Source organism: Pseudomonas chaetocerotis, from assembly GCF_015712105.2.
In the GTDB taxonomy this organism is placed as follows: domain Bacteria; phylum Pseudomonadota; class Gammaproteobacteria; order Pseudomonadales; family Pseudomonadaceae; genus Aquipseudomonas; species Aquipseudomonas chaetocerotis.
This window is the reverse complement of sequence record NZ_JACFYX020000005.1, coordinates 314,041-328,603: the sequence shown is the minus strand read 5'-3', so window position 1 is coordinate 328,603 and position 14,563 is coordinate 314,041. Positions and strand designations below refer to the sequence as shown.

14 protein-coding genes are annotated in these 14,563 nt (G+C 62.8%); 9 read left to right on the top strand and 5 right to left on the bottom strand.

The window, feature by feature from the left end; translation table 11 throughout:
- Positions 1 to 6: 6 nt before the first annotated feature.
- Both H3221_RS11605 and H3221_RS11600 read right to left on the bottom strand, forming a co-directional pair.
- Complete coding sequence (locus tag H3221_RS11605; protein ID WP_160020751.1) at positions 7 to 252, bottom strand: hypothetical protein; 246 nt, start codon at positions 250 to 252, stop codon at positions 7 to 9.
- Positions 253 to 317: 65 nt separating this feature from the next.
- Positions 318 to 2,153, bottom strand: a complete 1,836-nt coding sequence (locus H3221_RS11600) for an Lnb N-terminal periplasmic domain-containing protein (RefSeq protein ID WP_450091412.1) — start codon at positions 2,151 to 2,153, stop codon at positions 318 to 320.
- Between the two features lie 160 nt (positions 2,154 to 2,313).
- On the opposite strand from H3221_RS11600, the gene H3221_RS11595 reads away from it, so the two are divergent.
- Positions 2,314 to 2,625: a TraR/DksA family transcriptional regulator gene (locus tag H3221_RS11595; protein WP_196476988.1), complete on the top strand. Its 312-nt coding sequence runs from the start codon at positions 2,314 to 2,316 to the stop codon at positions 2,623 to 2,625.
- On the opposite strand, the gene H3221_RS11590 is transcribed toward H3221_RS11595, so the two are convergent.
- Positions 2,618 to 4,258 (bottom strand): cation:proton antiporter, encoded by a 1,641-nt coding sequence (locus H3221_RS11590; RefSeq protein ID WP_196476987.1) that lies wholly within the window; start codon positions 4,256 to 4,258, stop codon positions 2,618 to 2,620. The two genes, H3221_RS11595 and H3221_RS11590, sit on opposite strands and share 8 nt — an antisense overlap.
- 183 nt (positions 4,259 to 4,441) lie before the next feature.
- Between H3221_RS11590 and H3221_RS11585 the strand changes: the two genes are divergently transcribed.
- The 8 genes from H3221_RS11585 to H3221_RS11550 all read left to right on the top strand — a co-directional run bounded on the left by H3221_RS11585 (position 4,442) and on the right by H3221_RS11550 (position 12,307).
- Positions 4,442 to 6,931, top strand: coding sequence for a Lon protease family protein (locus H3221_RS11585; RefSeq protein ID WP_196476986.1), 2,490 nt, complete (start codon positions 4,442 to 4,444; stop codon positions 6,929 to 6,931).
- 176 nt (positions 6,932 to 7,107) lie between these two features.
- Positions 7,108 to 7,461, top strand: a complete 354-nt coding sequence (locus tag H3221_RS11580) for a PA4575 family protein (protein ID WP_160020746.1) — start codon at positions 7,108 to 7,110, stop codon at positions 7,459 to 7,461.
- 140 nt (positions 7,462 to 7,601) lie between these two features.
- Positions 7,602 to 8,093: a TIGR00645 family protein gene (locus tag H3221_RS11575; protein WP_196477001.1), complete on the top strand. Its 492-nt coding sequence runs from the start codon at positions 7,602 to 7,604 to the stop codon at positions 8,091 to 8,093.
- A 132-nt stretch (positions 8,094 to 8,225) separates the two neighbouring features.
- Positions 8,226 to 8,528, top strand: coding sequence for a DUF6482 family protein (locus H3221_RS11570; RefSeq protein ID WP_196476985.1), 303 nt, complete (start codon positions 8,226 to 8,228; stop codon positions 8,526 to 8,528).
- Positions 8,525 to 9,925, top strand: a complete 1,401-nt coding sequence (locus H3221_RS11565; RefSeq protein WP_196476984.1) for a 3'-5' exonuclease family protein — start codon at positions 8,525 to 8,527, stop codon at positions 9,923 to 9,925. The genes H3221_RS11570 and H3221_RS11565 overlap by 4 nt, the downstream gene beginning before the upstream one ends.
- Positions 9,922 to 11,457 (top strand): cryptochrome/photolyase family protein, encoded by a 1,536-nt coding sequence (locus H3221_RS11560; RefSeq protein ID WP_196476983.1) that lies wholly within the window; start codon positions 9,922 to 9,924, stop codon positions 11,455 to 11,457. Before H3221_RS11565 ends, H3221_RS11560 begins: the two co-directional genes overlap by 4 nt.
- A complete protein-coding gene (locus tag H3221_RS11555; protein WP_196476982.1) occupies positions 11,454 to 11,597 on the top strand; it encodes a DUF2256 domain-containing protein in 144 nt (47 codons plus the stop codon). The genes H3221_RS11560 and H3221_RS11555 overlap by 4 nt, the downstream gene beginning before the upstream one ends.
- Positions 11,598 to 11,677: 80 nt before the next feature.
- Positions 11,678 to 12,307: an FKBP-type peptidyl-prolyl cis-trans isomerase gene (locus H3221_RS11550; protein ID WP_072422851.1), complete on the top strand. Its 630-nt coding sequence runs from the start codon at positions 11,678 to 11,680 to the stop codon at positions 12,305 to 12,307.
- 135 nt (positions 12,308 to 12,442) lie between these two features.
- Here the strand turns inward: H3221_RS11550 and H3221_RS11545 are convergent, their stop codons facing one another.
- Positions 12,443 to 12,673, bottom strand: coding sequence for a PA4570 family protein (locus H3221_RS11545; protein WP_004423370.1), 231 nt, complete (start codon positions 12,671 to 12,673; stop codon positions 12,443 to 12,445).
- Between the two features lie 254 nt (positions 12,674 to 12,927).
- On the bottom strand, positions 12,928 to 14,553 hold the full coding sequence (locus H3221_RS11540) for a methyl-accepting chemotaxis protein (RefSeq protein WP_196476981.1): 1,626 nt from the start codon (positions 14,551 to 14,553) through the stop codon (positions 12,928 to 12,930).
- Positions 14,554 to 14,563: the final 10 nt, after the last annotated feature.

The following is a 14,563-nucleotide window of genomic DNA, read 5'->3' as shown; positions in this document are numbered from 1 at the left end:
CGTGATTCATTCGCTGGCGGCCAGCAGGTCGAGGGCCTCGCCCAGCACCTTGACCGACTCGGCATGATCCCCGGCCTTGTGCAGAGCTTCGCCTTCGGCGCGCAGCTCCTGCACCTTGGCCAGTACCTCGGGGTCGGCGGGCGGATCGCTTTGCAGCAGTGCGTCGATCTTGGCCATGTCCTGCGGACAATGCATGGCCCACAGCGGCAGGCTGATCAGGGCAGCGGCGAGAAACATGAGTGTGCGGCGCATGGCGACTCTCCTGAAACGGGTGGCGGGAATTTCAGTATAGAAGCCTGTTGTCTGCACGTTGGTGTTCAGTACTGATACCAGCGCAGCTCCAGCTTCACTTCGTTTACCGGGCTGGCCAACTGGCTGAACTCGCGCTGCGCGCTGAGGCGCAGGCCGAGATTGCGTGACACTTCCCACTGCTGGTTGAGCGACAGACGCCGGCGAACTTCGCCGTTGTGAAAGTAGTCGCCGGCCATTTCCAGAGTCAGGTTGCCCAGCGGGTTGCGCCACAGCATCCCGCCATTGAAGCCCAGAGCAGGGGAAATCACTGCAGCGAAGTCCTCGTTGTATTCCAGGCGTGCAGTACCAAGGGCGAAGCCGAGCAGGTTGTCGCGCAGTTGCCAGGTGGCGCCAGCGCCGCCACTGATATGGCCGACCAGCGGGGTGTCGCCATCTTCGCCGAGTACCCGCTCCAGGCCGCCGCCGATCTGCCAGGACAGCGGCTGTAGCAGGGCGTTGCGCGGTGTCAGCGAGCGGATGTTGGCCAGGTCCAGGCGCTGCAGCTGCCAGTGGTTGTTCTCGTACTGACGCAGCTTGAGCTGGAGAATCTCGATCTGTGCGCCGAGGGGGAAGCCATCTAGATTGTCGTTCAGGTCGTGGTAGGCCATGCGCAGGCCGTACTCGGCGAAGGCGCGCTCGTCACGGCTGCCGCCGGCCAGCTGCCAGGTGCGCGATTGATGGCCTTCCTCGGGCAGCGGCGGACGCTCAACGTCCAGTGCCGGCGGCGGATTGCGGCTGATGGCGCCGAGCAGCTGGAAACTGCGCTGGGCGTTGCTGCTGCGCTCTTCGTCGTTGGCGTGGTAGCGCACCAGGCGGAAGGCAGCATCCTGCATCAAGGCACGGCGCTCGGCGGGCAGGGCGGTGAAGGCGGCGTCGCCCAGTTGCGCGGGATCCTGGCTCAGGCGCAGTACCCAGTCCTGCTCGTTGGCGTCCAGCGGGGCGGCACGCTCCAGCAACTCGCGCTCACGCGACGGGCGATAGTCGATGTGCTCGATCAGCCCGGCGTCCTTGACCGCGCGCACGGTGTCGGTGGGGATGGCGGTGAGCGGGAAGTGCTCGGTCAGCTCGATGCCGGGGCGGGCGATTTCCAGCAGCTCGAGCAGGCGGTAGGAGCAGTTCTCGTCGAAGAAGAAGTAGTCGAAGCGGATCTGCTTGAGCTCCCAGACGTGCTCGACCATGCGCGCAGTTTCTTCCGGCGTCAGGTTCAGGCGGTATTCCCACAGGTCGCGGTTTTCCAGGCGGTTGTACTCGCTGAGCTTGTCGCGGTAGGGCACCAGAGCGAACAGGCCGGGGTAGCCGCCCATCAGGCCACGCCAGGCATAGAGGATGCTGTTGTCGTCACCTTCGATGAAGGCGCCGAAGTTCAGCGCATAGCTCAGCAGCGCGGTGTTGTGGCTGTCGATGTCGGGCTGGTCGATGCGCAACAGGGTATGGCCGAACATCGACGAGGGGCTGTTCAGGTAGGCCGCGGGGAACACCAGCACCGTGCTGTGCGGATTGACGTCGGCGATCCACTCGCGGTATTCGGCGCAGTCCGGGTTGGGCAGGTCGTCGAGCTGCAGTTGCGCTTTGAGCCAGCGGGTGCGCGCCGGGTAGATGCACTGTGGGTGGCGGTCGCCCAGTTCGGCGGGTTGGTACAGCGCCTGCAGGGTCGCCTGCAGTTCGGCTGCAGGGTCGCTGTCGCCTTCTTCTGCGAGGAAGAAATCGTCGTCGTCGACATAGCTGCGCCAGCCGCCGAGCTTGCCGGTCTCGTAGTGGCCGAGGGCGATCCAGTAGGAGTCGTTGGCCAGTTGTTCGAGCGTGGCAGCATGCAGGGGAAGACTGAGGCTCAGGGCAAGGACGGTGAATATCCGTTTCAAGATCGCTGTTCTTCTGGTCATGGCGGTGGCCGAGCTTTGGCCAGGCTGTCGAGTGGTGTCAAGGCAGTCGAACAAGACATTTCGCGCAAGTGCTGACCCGCGTCAGTCACGGGTTTCGCGCAGCGCATCACACTGAGCGCTCTTCAACGCAAGGAGATAGCTCATGGCTCACCGTGATGTGCTGGACGCTCTGCTGCATGACTACACGACCCGTGCCGAGGCGATTCGCCGCGATCTGGGGCGCATCCATTCGGCGGATTTCGCCGAGCAGGCGCAGCAGCGGCAGAATGACGAAGTGCTCGAAGCGCTGCTGGCTGAGGCCGAACAGGGAGCGCTACTGGTGCGCCAGGCGCAGCAGCGCCTGGCCGAGGGGCGCTATGGCGAGTGCCTGTGTTGTGGCGAGCCGATCGAAGCGGCGCGTCTGGCAGCCCTGCCAGTTGCCGAATACTGCCTGGGGTGTGCGCAGTTCAACTGAGCGGCTGCTCCACCTCTTGCAGCAGGCGCCGGGCGGCTGAGTCGGCGGCATCGATGTAAGGTTGCAGGACGCTGGCCGCACCGGCGCGAGTGAAGGCCTCCAGATCACCTTCGCGGAAGGCGCTGAGGGTGACGTTGCCGCGAAAACCGGCGCTGCGTGCGGCGCGCAGGAGCAGTGCATTGACCTCGCGCTGCGGAATGGTGCTGACCAGTGCACGCGCCTGTTGCAAGGGCAGATGGGCGATGAAGTCGGCATCTTCGGCATCGCCATAGCACACCGCCAGGCCTGCCCTGCGGGCGCTTGCCAGGGCCTGCGGGTCAAAGTCCACGCCCAGCACGCGCAGCCCTGCATCCTGCAGGCGATGGGCCAGTTGGCGACCATAGCGCCCCAGGCCATACACGATGACTTCCGGTCGGGTGTGATCCGGAGCGTTGTCCTCGGCGTTTTCGCGGTGGGCTACGCGCCGTTCGAATATCCCTAGCCAGGGAGAAAGGCGCTCGAACAACGGCTGCGCGTACAAGATCATATAGGTGGACAGGGTGATGGTGATGATCCCCACCAGAGTGGTCAGCCCCAGCGCTGCGCTGCCCACATGGCCGAGGCTGATGCCCATGGCGACGAAGATGATCGAGAACTCGCTGATCTGCGCCACTGTAAGTCCGGCCATGAAGCCGGTGCGTTTGCGATAGCCCATCGCGCCCATGATGGCCATGACGATCAGCGGGTTGCCGATCAGCACGAATAGCGACAGCAGCACGGCGCTGCCGATCTGTTGGTGCAGGTAGGAAAAATCCAGCTGAATGCCCAGATGCAGGAAGAAGAACAGCAGAAGGAAATCGCGCAGGCTGGTCAGCCGACTGGCGATGGCTTCACGCAGTGGCGTCGACGCCAGGCAGAAGCCTGCGATGAACGCGCCCAGCTCCTTGGACAGACCCAGCGCCTCGGCGCCGCCGGCCAGCAGCGTGCCCCAGGCGATTGCCACCAGCATCAGCAATTCCGGCGAGCGGGCCATGGGCGCCAGCAGGCGCGGCAGGACGAAGCGCACCAGCAGGTAGAGCAGCACAAGGCTGGCCAGCAGCGCGCCGACCAACGCCAGTGGTGGCAAGCCAATCTTTTCGCTGCTGGCTGGTTGATACAGGCTGATGACCAGCATGGCCAGCACCACGGCGATGTCCTGCACGATGAGAAAGCCCATGGCGATGCGCCCGTGCAGCGAGTCGATCTCGCCTTTGTCCGACAGCAGCTTGACGATGATGATGGTGCTGGAAAATGTCAGCGCCACGGCCACGTAACCAGCACTCGCCCAGTCCAGCCCCAGCAGGCGGCACAGGACCAGACCGGCGATGATGGTGAAGCTCAGTTGCCCCAGGCCGGTGGCCAGGGCGACGGCGCCCAGGGTGCGTACCAGATGCATGTCCAGCTTGAGGCCGACGACGAACAACAGCACCGTGATGCCGATTTCCGACAGCAGGCTTATCGAGCTGTGATCACCGGCCAGATTCATCGCAGCTGGGCCGGCGATGATACCGACCAGGATGTAGGCGATGATCAGTGGCTGGCGCAGTCGTACGGCGAGCATGCCCAGCAGAGCAGACAGGCTGAGCAGGGCGGCGATTTCCTGAAAGGCACTCATAGGCAAGGCTCTCGATTGTGGTGCTGCCCGTCGTGGCCACAGGCTTTGCAGAGGAACTCGTGAAAGCTTATTGCAGACCCGATTTAGCGTATTGCCATGAATCAAGCCTTGATCCCTTTCGCGCCACAGGCCCAGAATCACCCCATGTTTTGCGGAAACTTCCGCCCGCTATAAGGATCGCCAATGTCCAAGCGTAGCCTCGATGCTTTGCGCCTTGTCCCCGACTCACTGACCCGCCCCTTCGCCCCCGAGCAGTTCAACTTCAGCAGTACCGATGATCTCGAACCTTTCCGCGGCGTACTGGGCCAGGCCCGCGCGGTCGAGGCCCTGCAGTTCGGCGTGGCCATGCCGCGTCCAGGTTATAACGTTTTCGTCATGGGCGAGCCCGGCACCGGGCGCTTCTCCTTCGTGCAGCGCTACCTCAAGGCCGAAGCCAAGCGTATGGAAACCCCGGCCGACCGGGTCTACGTCAACCATTTCGATGAGCCGCGCGAACCACGTGCACTGGAACTGCCATCCGGCACCGCGAGTGCGTTCATCGCCGATATCAATCAGTTGATCGACAACTTGCTGGCCACCTTCCCGGCGGTATTCGAAACACCGACCTACCAGCAGAAGAAGAGCGCCATTGATCGCAGTTTCAACAAGCGCTACGACCAGGCACTGGACGTGATCGAGAAGCTGTCGCTGGAGAAGGGGGTGGCCCTGTACCGCGACAGCACCAATATCGCCTTTACCCCAATGGCCGAGGGCAAGGCGCTGGACGAAGCCGAGTTCGCTCAGTTGCCGGAGGCCGAGCGCGAGCGCTTCCACGCGGATATCGCAGCGCTGGAGGAGCGCCTGAACGAAGAGCTGGCCAGCCTGCCACAGTGGAAGCGCGAGTCGAGCAACCTGCTGCGTCAACTCAATGAAGAGACCATCACCGTTGCCCTGCAACCCCTGTTGGCCCCATTGTCGGAGAAGTACGCGGAAAACGCAGGTGTCTGCGCCTATCTGCAGGCCATGCAGGTCAACCTGCTGAAAACCGCCGTCGAGCAACTGGTGGATGTCGACAAGGCCGACCCGCAACTGCGCAAGCTGCTGGAGGAAATGTACTGCCCAAGTCTGGTGGTCGGTCACCACGCCAACGGCGGTGCACCAGTGGTGTTCGAGTCGCACCCAACCTACGACAACCTGTTCGGCCGCATCGAATACAGCTCCGATCAGGGCGCGCTGTATACCAGTTACCGCCAGCTGCGCCCCGGTGCGTTGCACCGTGCCAACGGTGGCTATCTGGTGGTCGAGGCGGAAAAGCTGCTCAGTGAGCCTTTCGTCTGGGAAGCGCTGAAGCGCGCCCTGCATTCGCGCCAATTGAAGATGGAATCACCGCTGGGGGATCTCGGCCGTATTGCGACCGTCACACTCAACCCGCAGGTCATTGCGCTGCAGCTGAAAGTCATCATCATTGGCTCGCGTCAGCTTTACTACGCGCTGCAGGATGCCGATCCAGACTTTCAGGAGATGTTTCGCGTACTGGTCGATTTCGACGAGGACATCCCGCTTGCCGAAGAAAGCCTGGAGCAATTCGCGCAGTTGATGAAAACGCGTACCTCGGAAGAGGGCATGGCGCCCTTGACCGGCGCTGCGGTGGCGCGCCTGGCCACACACAGCGCGCGTTTGGCCGAGCACCAGGGACGCCTATCGGCGCGCATCGGTGACCTGTTCCAGCTGGTCAGCGAGGCCGACTTCATTCGTCAGCTCGCCGGGGAAAACATCACCGACGTCGGCCATATCGAGCGCGCGCTCAAAGCCAAGGCCACGCGCACCGGACGTGTGTCGGCGCGGATCATCGACGACATGCTGGCCGGCATCATCCTCATCGACACCTGCGGCGCTGCCGTCGGCAAGTGCAATGGCCTGACCGTGCTGGAAGTGGGCGACTCGGCCTTCGGTGTGCCGGCACGGATTTCCGCCACCGTCTATCCGGGCGGCAGCGGCATCGTCGATATCGAGCGCGAAGTCAGTCTTGGCCAGCCGATTCACTCCAAGGGCGTGATGATCCTCACTGGCTTTCTCGGGAGCCGCTATGCCCAGGAATTCCCGCTGGAAATCTCCGCCAGCATCGCCCTGGAGCAGTCCTACGGTTACGTCGACGGCGATAGCGCCTCGCTTGGCGAGGTCTGCACGCTGATCTCGGCGTTGTCACGCACCCCGCTCAAGCAGTGCTTCGCCATCACCGGTTCGATCAACCAGTTCGGCGAGGTACAGGCGGTCGGCGGTGTCAACGAAAAGATCGAAGGCTTCTTCCGTCTCTGTGAGGCACGGGGCCTGACCGGCGAGCAGGGGGTGATCATCCCGCACTCCAACGTCGCCAATCTGATGCTCGACGACCGCGTATTGCAGGCGGTGCGTGCGGGGCAGTTCAACGTTTATGCCGTGCGCCATGTCGATGAGGCGCTGAGTCTGCTCGTTGGTGAGGCGGCTGGCCATCCAGACGAAAAGGGTCGCTTCCCCAAAGGCAGCGTCAACGCCCGCGTGGTCGAACGTTTGCGCGATATCGCCGAGATCGGGCTGGAGGAGGAGATCAAACCGGCCGACGCGGACAAGGCGAAAGCCGAAGCTGAGGCGGCCGCGGCGAAACCGGCCAAGGCACCACGGCGCAAGAAAGGCGAGGGTGAGGGCGCAACGAGCTGATCATATCTTGCACGATTGTCCCGGATTGTCCCGGATTGCCCCGGGACAGACGCGCAGGCGTTCTTGCTCACGTCTCATGCACAGGGTTATCCACAGATTGCGTGGATAACTTTGGCCTTCACAGTTCGGCCACTCGGGGTGTAGGCTGGAACCTGGATTCCGCGAGGGTCGCCGCCATGCCGCGTAGCCTCTGCCTCACCCGCCAATGCCTGGGCCTGGTCACCCGCATCGAGTGCGCGATCAAGCCACTGGCAGGAGACAACGGACGTTGGACACTGCTTTGCGCTGCCGGTATGTCGGGAGCACAGCCCTCGGCTATCAAGGCGCAGGGCCCGTTCTATGGACCTTCTGTCGCTGAGGACGCGCTTACGGCGATTGCCGAGAGCCTGGCCCTGCAAGGCTACATAGAATGCTGCGAACCGCCGATCTGGTGTTTGCATCTGCAGGCCGAACTACGTCGTGTCAACGGCGAACGCCACAACCCCTCCGGACCATTCCAGCGTCACCCCGAAACCGATGGACAAAGCTGAAACGCCTGAAGCAAGGCGCTTTCGGGCAATCCTGACATTACTGCTGGGCTGGGGTTATCCACAGTACCAGGGGCACCTTCTGTTGGTGCAGTGCGATGGGTATACTCGCCGCGATTTTCCCATCCTTCAGTGAGTTCTCCATGGAACGCTTCATCGAAAACGCCATGTACGCATCGCGCTGGTTGCTGGCGCCGATCTACTTCGGTCTCTCTCTTGCAGTGCTGGCATTGTCGGTCAAGTTCTTCCAGGAGCTTTACCACATCCTGCCGCAGATATTTTCCCTCGCCGAAGCCGACGTGATCCTGAAGCTTCTGTCGCTGATCGACATGGCGCTGGTCGGTGGGCTGCTGGTCATGGTGATGCTGTCCGGCTACGAGAACTTCGTTTCACGCCTGGATATTCACGAAGGCACCGAGAAGCTCAGCTGGCTTGGCAAGATGGACTCCAGTTCGCTGAAGATGAAAGTGGCGGCGTCCATCGTGGCCATTTCGTCCATCCACCTGCTCAAGGTGTTCATGGATGCGAAGAACTACGATCTGGAATACCTGAAATGGTATGTGCTGATTCACCTGACGTTCGTCGGCTCTGCCTTCGCCATGGGCTATCTGGACAAGGTCACCAAGCACGACTGATCCGAGGCCGCTTCACAACCGCCCGTCCGAATGCGACGGGCGTTTTGTTTTTTGGACTTGAGCTTTCTCTTTGTTGTACAAGAATCAATTTTGTATAGGCTCTTGTACAATTTAAGGTAGGAGGCAAGACCGATGAATCTGCATGATCTGTCCGCTCACGCTCACGCCGGACGCGTCGAAGAACTCAATCTGATCTCACTGGAAGGTGGCATTTATCTCCTCGAAGCGAGGATGGAGGGCCGCGCTCATCCGATTCTTACCGACAGGGGCAGCACGCTGAACCTGCGTTCGGTTGAGCATGCGCGTGACGTTCTGCAGGAGATGCCGGCGCTACCTTTCTTTCTGGTGCACAGCTCGGTACATGACGAGATGTGCGGCATGCCATCGGCCGACAATAGCCTGCGCGTGCCCATCGCCTTTCGTTCCGGCTGGTGACGGCAGCCTTCGCACCGGCCGCGACGTTGCAGGGTAAAGCCCTGGCGGTCGTGGAGGTGAAGACCACTGGGGCTCACCCGGCACGTGATGCCATCTGGGAGCTGGCGATCATCCAGGTCGATGCTGAGGGCTGTGTCGTGGAGCGTCTGCACTGGCTGTTCGAGCCCGGTGTCGCTTTGCCTGTGCACTTGCTCAACCTGAGTGGTCTGCATCCACTGGAATTACGCGGTCAGCCGCGTATCGAGAGCGAGGCGCATGCGATAGCCGCTGCCATTCGCGGCCGCGTGCTGGTTGGCCACAACCTTCGATTCAGTCTGGCGTTCTTACGTCGCGCACTGCCTGACTGGAGGACGCAGCGCTCGCCGCAGCTCTGCACGCTGCGCCTGGCCCGATCGGTTTTGCCGGAGCTGGCAGGTGCCGGTTTCGATGCGCTTTGTGCGCATTTTGGTATCACGCGTTTCTTCCGTGACCGCGCCGTGCCGGACGCAGAGGCCGTGCTGGCACTGGCTCGGCATTTGCTGCAGCAGGTCGCCCCGGCGGCGCTGGGGCATCAGCTGCGAAGCGCAGCACGGCCTCCGTTGCTGGCCGCAGAGCGTTTCGCCCAGTTGCCGGAACGTCCAGGGGTTTATTACTTCCTGGGCGACGGCGATGCGCAACTGTATGTGGGCAAGAGTCGCAACCTGCGCCGCCGGGTGATGTCGCACTTTCAGAACGATCACCGCGACCGCCGCAGCCTGCAGATGGTGCAGCAGATCCGCGATGTGCAGGTGGCAATCACGGCCGGTGAGTTGGGGGCTCTGTTGTTCGAGTCTGCCGAGATCAAGCGTCTGCAACCCCTGTACAACCGTCGTCTGCGCAAGCAGCGCGAGCTGTTGACCTGGGCGCTGGCGGGCGAGCCTGGCGATCTGCGCATCGAATTGCTCCAGCACCAGGCTTTGACGCCAGGGCTCAGGCAGGCCGGATTGTTCCGCTCGCGACATCACGCGCGTCAGTGGCTGCTTGAGCAGGCGCGGCAGCGACGCTTGTGCCTGCGTGTGCTCGGTCTGGAGGAGGGCGACGGTGCGTGCTTCGCCTATCAGCTGGGGCGCTGTGCCGGCGCCTGTTGTGGCGAGGAGTCGCGGCAAGCACACGATGAACGGTTACTCGCAGGCGCCGAACATCTGCAAACCCAGGCCTGGCCATGGGCCGGACCGGTCGCCCTGGTCGAGCGTGATGACCAGCACGGTCTCACCCAATGGCATGTGCTCGATCAATGGCGCCATCTCGGCACGGTCGATGGCCTCGAGCATGCCCGGTCATTACTGACCAAGCGTCGTGGCGGTTTCAACCTCGACACCTATCACATCCTGCTCGGCCACCTGCGCCGCCATCCGAATATGGAGATCGTGCTGCTGTGAGTGTTCGTCGTCTGCTTCTCATTCTGGGTGACCAGCTCACTGATGGCCTTGGTGCGTTGGGCGACATCGACCCGGAGCAAGATCATGTGCTGCTGGCCGAGGTGATGGAGGAGGCCAGCCATGTACCGCACCATCCGAAGAAAATCGCGCTGATCTTCAGCGCCATGCGCCATTTTGCCGAAGCGCTGCGCGAGCGGGGCATCCAGGTGCACTACGTGGCACTGGATGATCCGGACAACATTGGCTCGCTGCCTGGCGAGTTGCTGCGCTGGACGCAACGGCTCGATCCTGCCGAAGTGCATCTGACCGAGTGCGGTGACTGGCGTCTGGAGCAGGCGTTGCGTCATTGCGGCGTGCCGATTCACTGGCACCCGGACAGTCGTTTTCTCTGTACTCGCGAAGCTTTTGCCGTCTGGGCCAAGGGGCGCAAGCAACTGCGCATGGAGTTTTTCTACCGTGAGATGCGTCGCGACAGTGGCCTGTTGCTCAACCCCGATGGCACACCAGAAGGAGGCGCCTGGAACTTCGACGCCGACAACCGCAAGTCGTTGCCAAAAGGTGTGCATCCGCCTTTGCCGTTGTGCGTCGAGCCGGACGCCATCACGCGTGACGTACTGGCGTTGGTCGGGCAGCGTTTCGCTAGTCACTACGGCAGCCTGGAGGGGTTCGATTATCCGGTGACCGCCGAGCAGGCCGAGCGCCTCTGGCAGCATTTCCTCGACAATGGCCTGGCCGACTTTGGTGACTATCAGGACGCCATGGCCGATGGCGAACCCTTTCTCTTTCACTCGCGCATCAGCGCCGCGCTGAACATCGGCTTGCTCGACTTGCGGCGGATCTGCGCCGAGGTCGAGGCGGCCTATCGCGCCGGCGACGTGCCGCTGAACGCCGCCGAGGGCTTCATCCGCCAACTGATCGGCTGGCGCGAGTACGTGCGCGGTATCTATTGGCTGCGCATGCCGGAGTACGCCGAGGGCAATCGCTTCGGCAATTCACGTGCGCTGCCGGCGTTCTACTGGACCGGCAAGACGCGGATGAACTGCATGCGCCAGGCCATCGGACAGACCCTGGAGCATGCCTACGCGCACCATATCCAGCGACTGATGGTGACCGGTAATTTCGCCTTGCTCGCGGGCATCGCACCCAAGGATATCTGCGACTGGTACCTCGCTGTGTACATGGATGCCTTTGATTGGGTCGAGCTACCCAACACCCTGGGCATGGTGATGCATGCCGACGGTGGCTACTTAGGTTCCAAGCCGTATTGCGCCAGCGGCCAGTACATCAAACGCATGTCCAATCATTGCCAGGGTTGCAGCTACAAGGTGAGCGAGAGCACCGGTGAGTCGGCCTGCCCCTTCAATGCGCTGTACTGGCATTTTTTGATGCGCCACCGCGAGCCCCTGGAGCGCAACCCGCGTATCGGCATGGTCTACCGCAACCTGGCGCGCATGACCGAGGCCAAGCAGCAGGCGCTATGGGACTGGGGCGAGCACCTGCTGGCGAAACTCGATGCCGGAGAAATGCTGTGAAGAAGACTGAGCTGCCGGTGAAGACCTGTGCGGTCTGCGGCCTGCCGTTCAGCTGGCGCAAGAAGTGGGCGCGCTGCTGGGACGAGGTGCGTTATTGCTCCGAGCGCTGCCGGCGTTCGCGTAAGCCGGGAGCATCCTAGGTACCCGCGGCGAGCAACGCCGAGCCCTGTATCTGTGCTAGTCTGGCCGGCCTTTTTCACAGCCCCAAGCGGAGCCTTTCATGTCCGAACTCAACTTCAGCCCCGATCTGTCCTCCGATGAAGGTCGTGTCAGCTACGGCATCGGTCGTCAACTCGGTGGTCAGTTGCGTGACAACCCGCCGCCCGGCGTTGACCTGACGGCCATCCTCGCCGGCCTGACCGACGCCTTCAGCGGCCAGGCCAGCCGTGTTTCCGAGGCCGAGCTGGGCGCCAGCTTCAAGGTCATCCGCGAAATCATGCAGGCTGAAGCGGCCGCCAAGGCCGAAGCCGCTGCTGGTGAAGGTCGTGCCTACCTGGCCGAGAATGCCAAGCGCGAAGGCGTGACCGTATTGGCCTCCGGCCTGCAGTATGAAGTGCTGGTCGCTGGCGAGGGCGCCAAGCCATCTGCCGAGGATCAGGTGCGTACCCACTACCACGGCACGCTTATCGACGGCACCGTGTTCGACAGCTCCTACGAGCGCGGCCAGCCGGCTGAATTCCCGGTTGGTGGCGTGATTCCGGGCTGGGTCGAGGCGCTGCAACTGATGGGCACCGGCAGCAAATGGCGCCTGCACGTGCCGAGCGAGCTGGCCTATGGCGCCCAGGGCGTCGGCAGCATCCCGCCGCACAGTGTGCTGGTATTCGATGTCGAGCTGCTCGACATTCTGTAAGCGAAATGCGTAGGTAAGTCGTAGGGTGGACAACGCTGTTTTTGTCCACCACGGTGACGGTGGACGGATGAAGCGTCGTCCACCCTACGCCATACAAAACGACCCTTCTGCAGCGTAGAAGGGCCGTTTTGTCTTTCAGGACGGGCGCAAGGCCCGTGCGTAGCAGTACAGAAACAGGCTGCGCACCAGCTCCTTGAGCACGATAGGTTCGCTGGAGCTGAGCTCGTGCAAGTCCAGGTCGCCCTGGTCGCGCAGTTCGTCGAGGGCTTCTTCTTCCAGCATGGCGCAGACCTCCCCGGTTTCGCGGTTGAGGATGCGCAGGTATGGATGCGGGCGGTCCAGCCAGGCATCGATCAGGTAGGTCATGGCAGGTCTCCTTGGCTGTCATTACGTAACTGAGAATAATTCCTATTACGTAAATAGCAAGGGTTAATTGCGACCTTTTGTCGTTTGCCTGTTCTCAGTGGGGGCGGACATGTCGAATGTTTGTCCGCCCTGTGTACCTACCCCGCTAGCGAGCGGGAGGGCCGTAGCCTGCGTTACGGCGTCTATTCTGCTGCCCAGGCTGTCGGCGCTGGGGCGAACCGCGCGCTGCGTGCCACGCCGGTCCGCTGGTCGGCTCATGAGCCCAGGCGGCGAGTCACTTCGCCCAGTTGCCCGGACATGTCGTGCAGGTTGCGGCTGGCCTTCTGCGTGCGCTCGACGTTGTCCTGGTTGGAACTGGCGATGGCGGTCAGCTCGGTGAGGTTGCGCGAGATGTCCTCGGCTACCGACGTTTGCTCTTCGGCTGCCGTGGCAATCTGCTGGTTCATGTCGCGGATGGCCTCCACTGCCTCGGTGATGCGCTGCAGCATGGCGCCGGCTTCGGTGACCTGGATCACACCCTGTTCGCTGCGCTGCTGGCCGCTCTCGATGGCGCGTACAGCGTTCAGTGCGCCGTTCTGCACGGTATCGATGATCTGGTTGATCTCGGCGGTGGACTCGGCGGTGCGCTGGGCCAGGGTACGTACCTCGTCGGCGACCACGGCGAAACCACGGCCCTGTTCGCCGGCACGCGCGGCTTCAATGGCGGCGTTGAGGGCTAGCAGGTTGGTTTGTTCGGCGATGCCGCGGATCACCTCCAGCACCTTGCCGATGCGCCCGCTGTCGCTTTCCAGGCGACGGATTACCTCGGCGGTATTGGCGATCTCGCCGCGAATGTCGGTGATGGTGGCGATGGTCGATTGCATCACCGTGCTGCCCTGGCGCGCCGAATCGTCGGCATCGTTGGCCGCGTTCGCGGCGTCGGCGGCATGGCGTGCGACTTCCTGGGCGGTGGCGGACATCTCGTGCATGGCGGTGGCGACCTGATCGGTACGCTCGAACTGCTCGCTGACGCCCTCGGTCATGCGTGAGGCGATGGCGTTCAACTCGCTGCTGGCGCTGTCGAGGTTCTGCGTACTGTGGTGCAGGCGCTCGCTGGTGCTGGCGAGGAAGTCGCGCAGGGTATTCGCGGCGCGCGCCAGCAGGCCAAGCTCATCCTTGCGGGTGCTTTCCACGCGTTGGCCGAAGCGGCCTTGGCTGAGCTGATCGACATGGCCGATCAGATGGCGGATGGGGATGATCAGATTGCGATTGACCAGCCACAGACTGAATACGGCGATGACCATGGCCGCGGCCAGCATCACGAGGGTGCCGCTGAGAATGGTGCGCGCGGCGCTGGCATTGATCTGCTCGGCCTGGCTCAGGCTGTTCTGGCGCAACTGCTCGACCAGCGCGGTCATCTGCTCGCTGGCGGCGCGGTCGATGCCTTTTACCGCCGCATCGCCAGCCTGGGCATCGGCACCGGCGGCGACGAAGGCGTCGCGGCCCTTGCGATAATTGCCGCCGAGCGCCTGATGTTCGCTGCGCAGGCGCTCGACCTGCGTCTTCAACGCCGGGTCCGCAGCGGCGACTTGGGTCAACTGACCGAGAAGGTCCTGCACCTTGCGTTCCTGCGCTTCGAACTGGCCCCAGTAGCGTTGCAGGTTGGCGCTGTCCTGGCCGCGCAACAGGACGTTCTTCCATTCCTGCACCTGGATCTTGAATTCGACATTGGCCGCGTCGATCAGGCGCGAGGATTCCAGCGGTCCGTCGAGCAGGCCACGGTAGGACTGAATGCCGCTGGAGAGGAAGCTGAAGCAGGCCAGTGCGGTAATCAGGATCAGCGCCAGACTGCCGCCGAGCAGGGCGAGAATCTGCGCGCGCAGGGATTTTTGCAGGAACATGATGGGATGC

Coding starts and splice junctions, on each gene's coding strand:
- H3221_RS11605 (WP_160020751.1), bottom strand. CDS start 252: ATGCGCCGCACACTCATGTTTCTCGCCGCTGCCCTGATCAGCCTGCCG.
- H3221_RS11595 (WP_196476988.1), top strand. CDS start 2,314: ATGGCTCACCGTGATGTGCTGGACGCTCTGCTGCATGACTACACGACC.
- H3221_RS11590 (WP_196476987.1), bottom strand. CDS start 4,258: ATGAGTGCCTTTCAGGAAATCGCCGCCCTGCTCAGCCTGTCTGCTCTG.
- H3221_RS11585 (WP_196476986.1), top strand. CDS start 4,442: ATGTCCAAGCGTAGCCTCGATGCTTTGCGCCTTGTCCCCGACTCACTG.
- H3221_RS11580 (WP_160020746.1), top strand. CDS start 7,108: ATGCCGCGTAGCCTCTGCCTCACCCGCCAATGCCTGGGCCTGGTCACC.
- H3221_RS11575 (WP_196477001.1), top strand. CDS start 7,602: ATGGAACGCTTCATCGAAAACGCCATGTACGCATCGCGCTGGTTGCTG.
- H3221_RS11570 (WP_196476985.1), top strand. CDS start 8,226: ATGAATCTGCATGATCTGTCCGCTCACGCTCACGCCGGACGCGTCGAA.
- H3221_RS11550 (WP_072422851.1), top strand. CDS start 11,678: ATGTCCGAACTCAACTTCAGCCCCGATCTGTCCTCCGATGAAGGTCGT.
- H3221_RS11545 (WP_004423370.1), bottom strand. CDS start 12,673: ATGACCTACCTGATCGATGCCTGGCTGGACCGCCCGCATCCATACCTG.
- H3221_RS11540 (WP_196476981.1), bottom strand. CDS start 14,553: ATGTTCCTGCAAAAATCCCTGCGCGCGCAGATTCTCGCCCTGCTCGGC.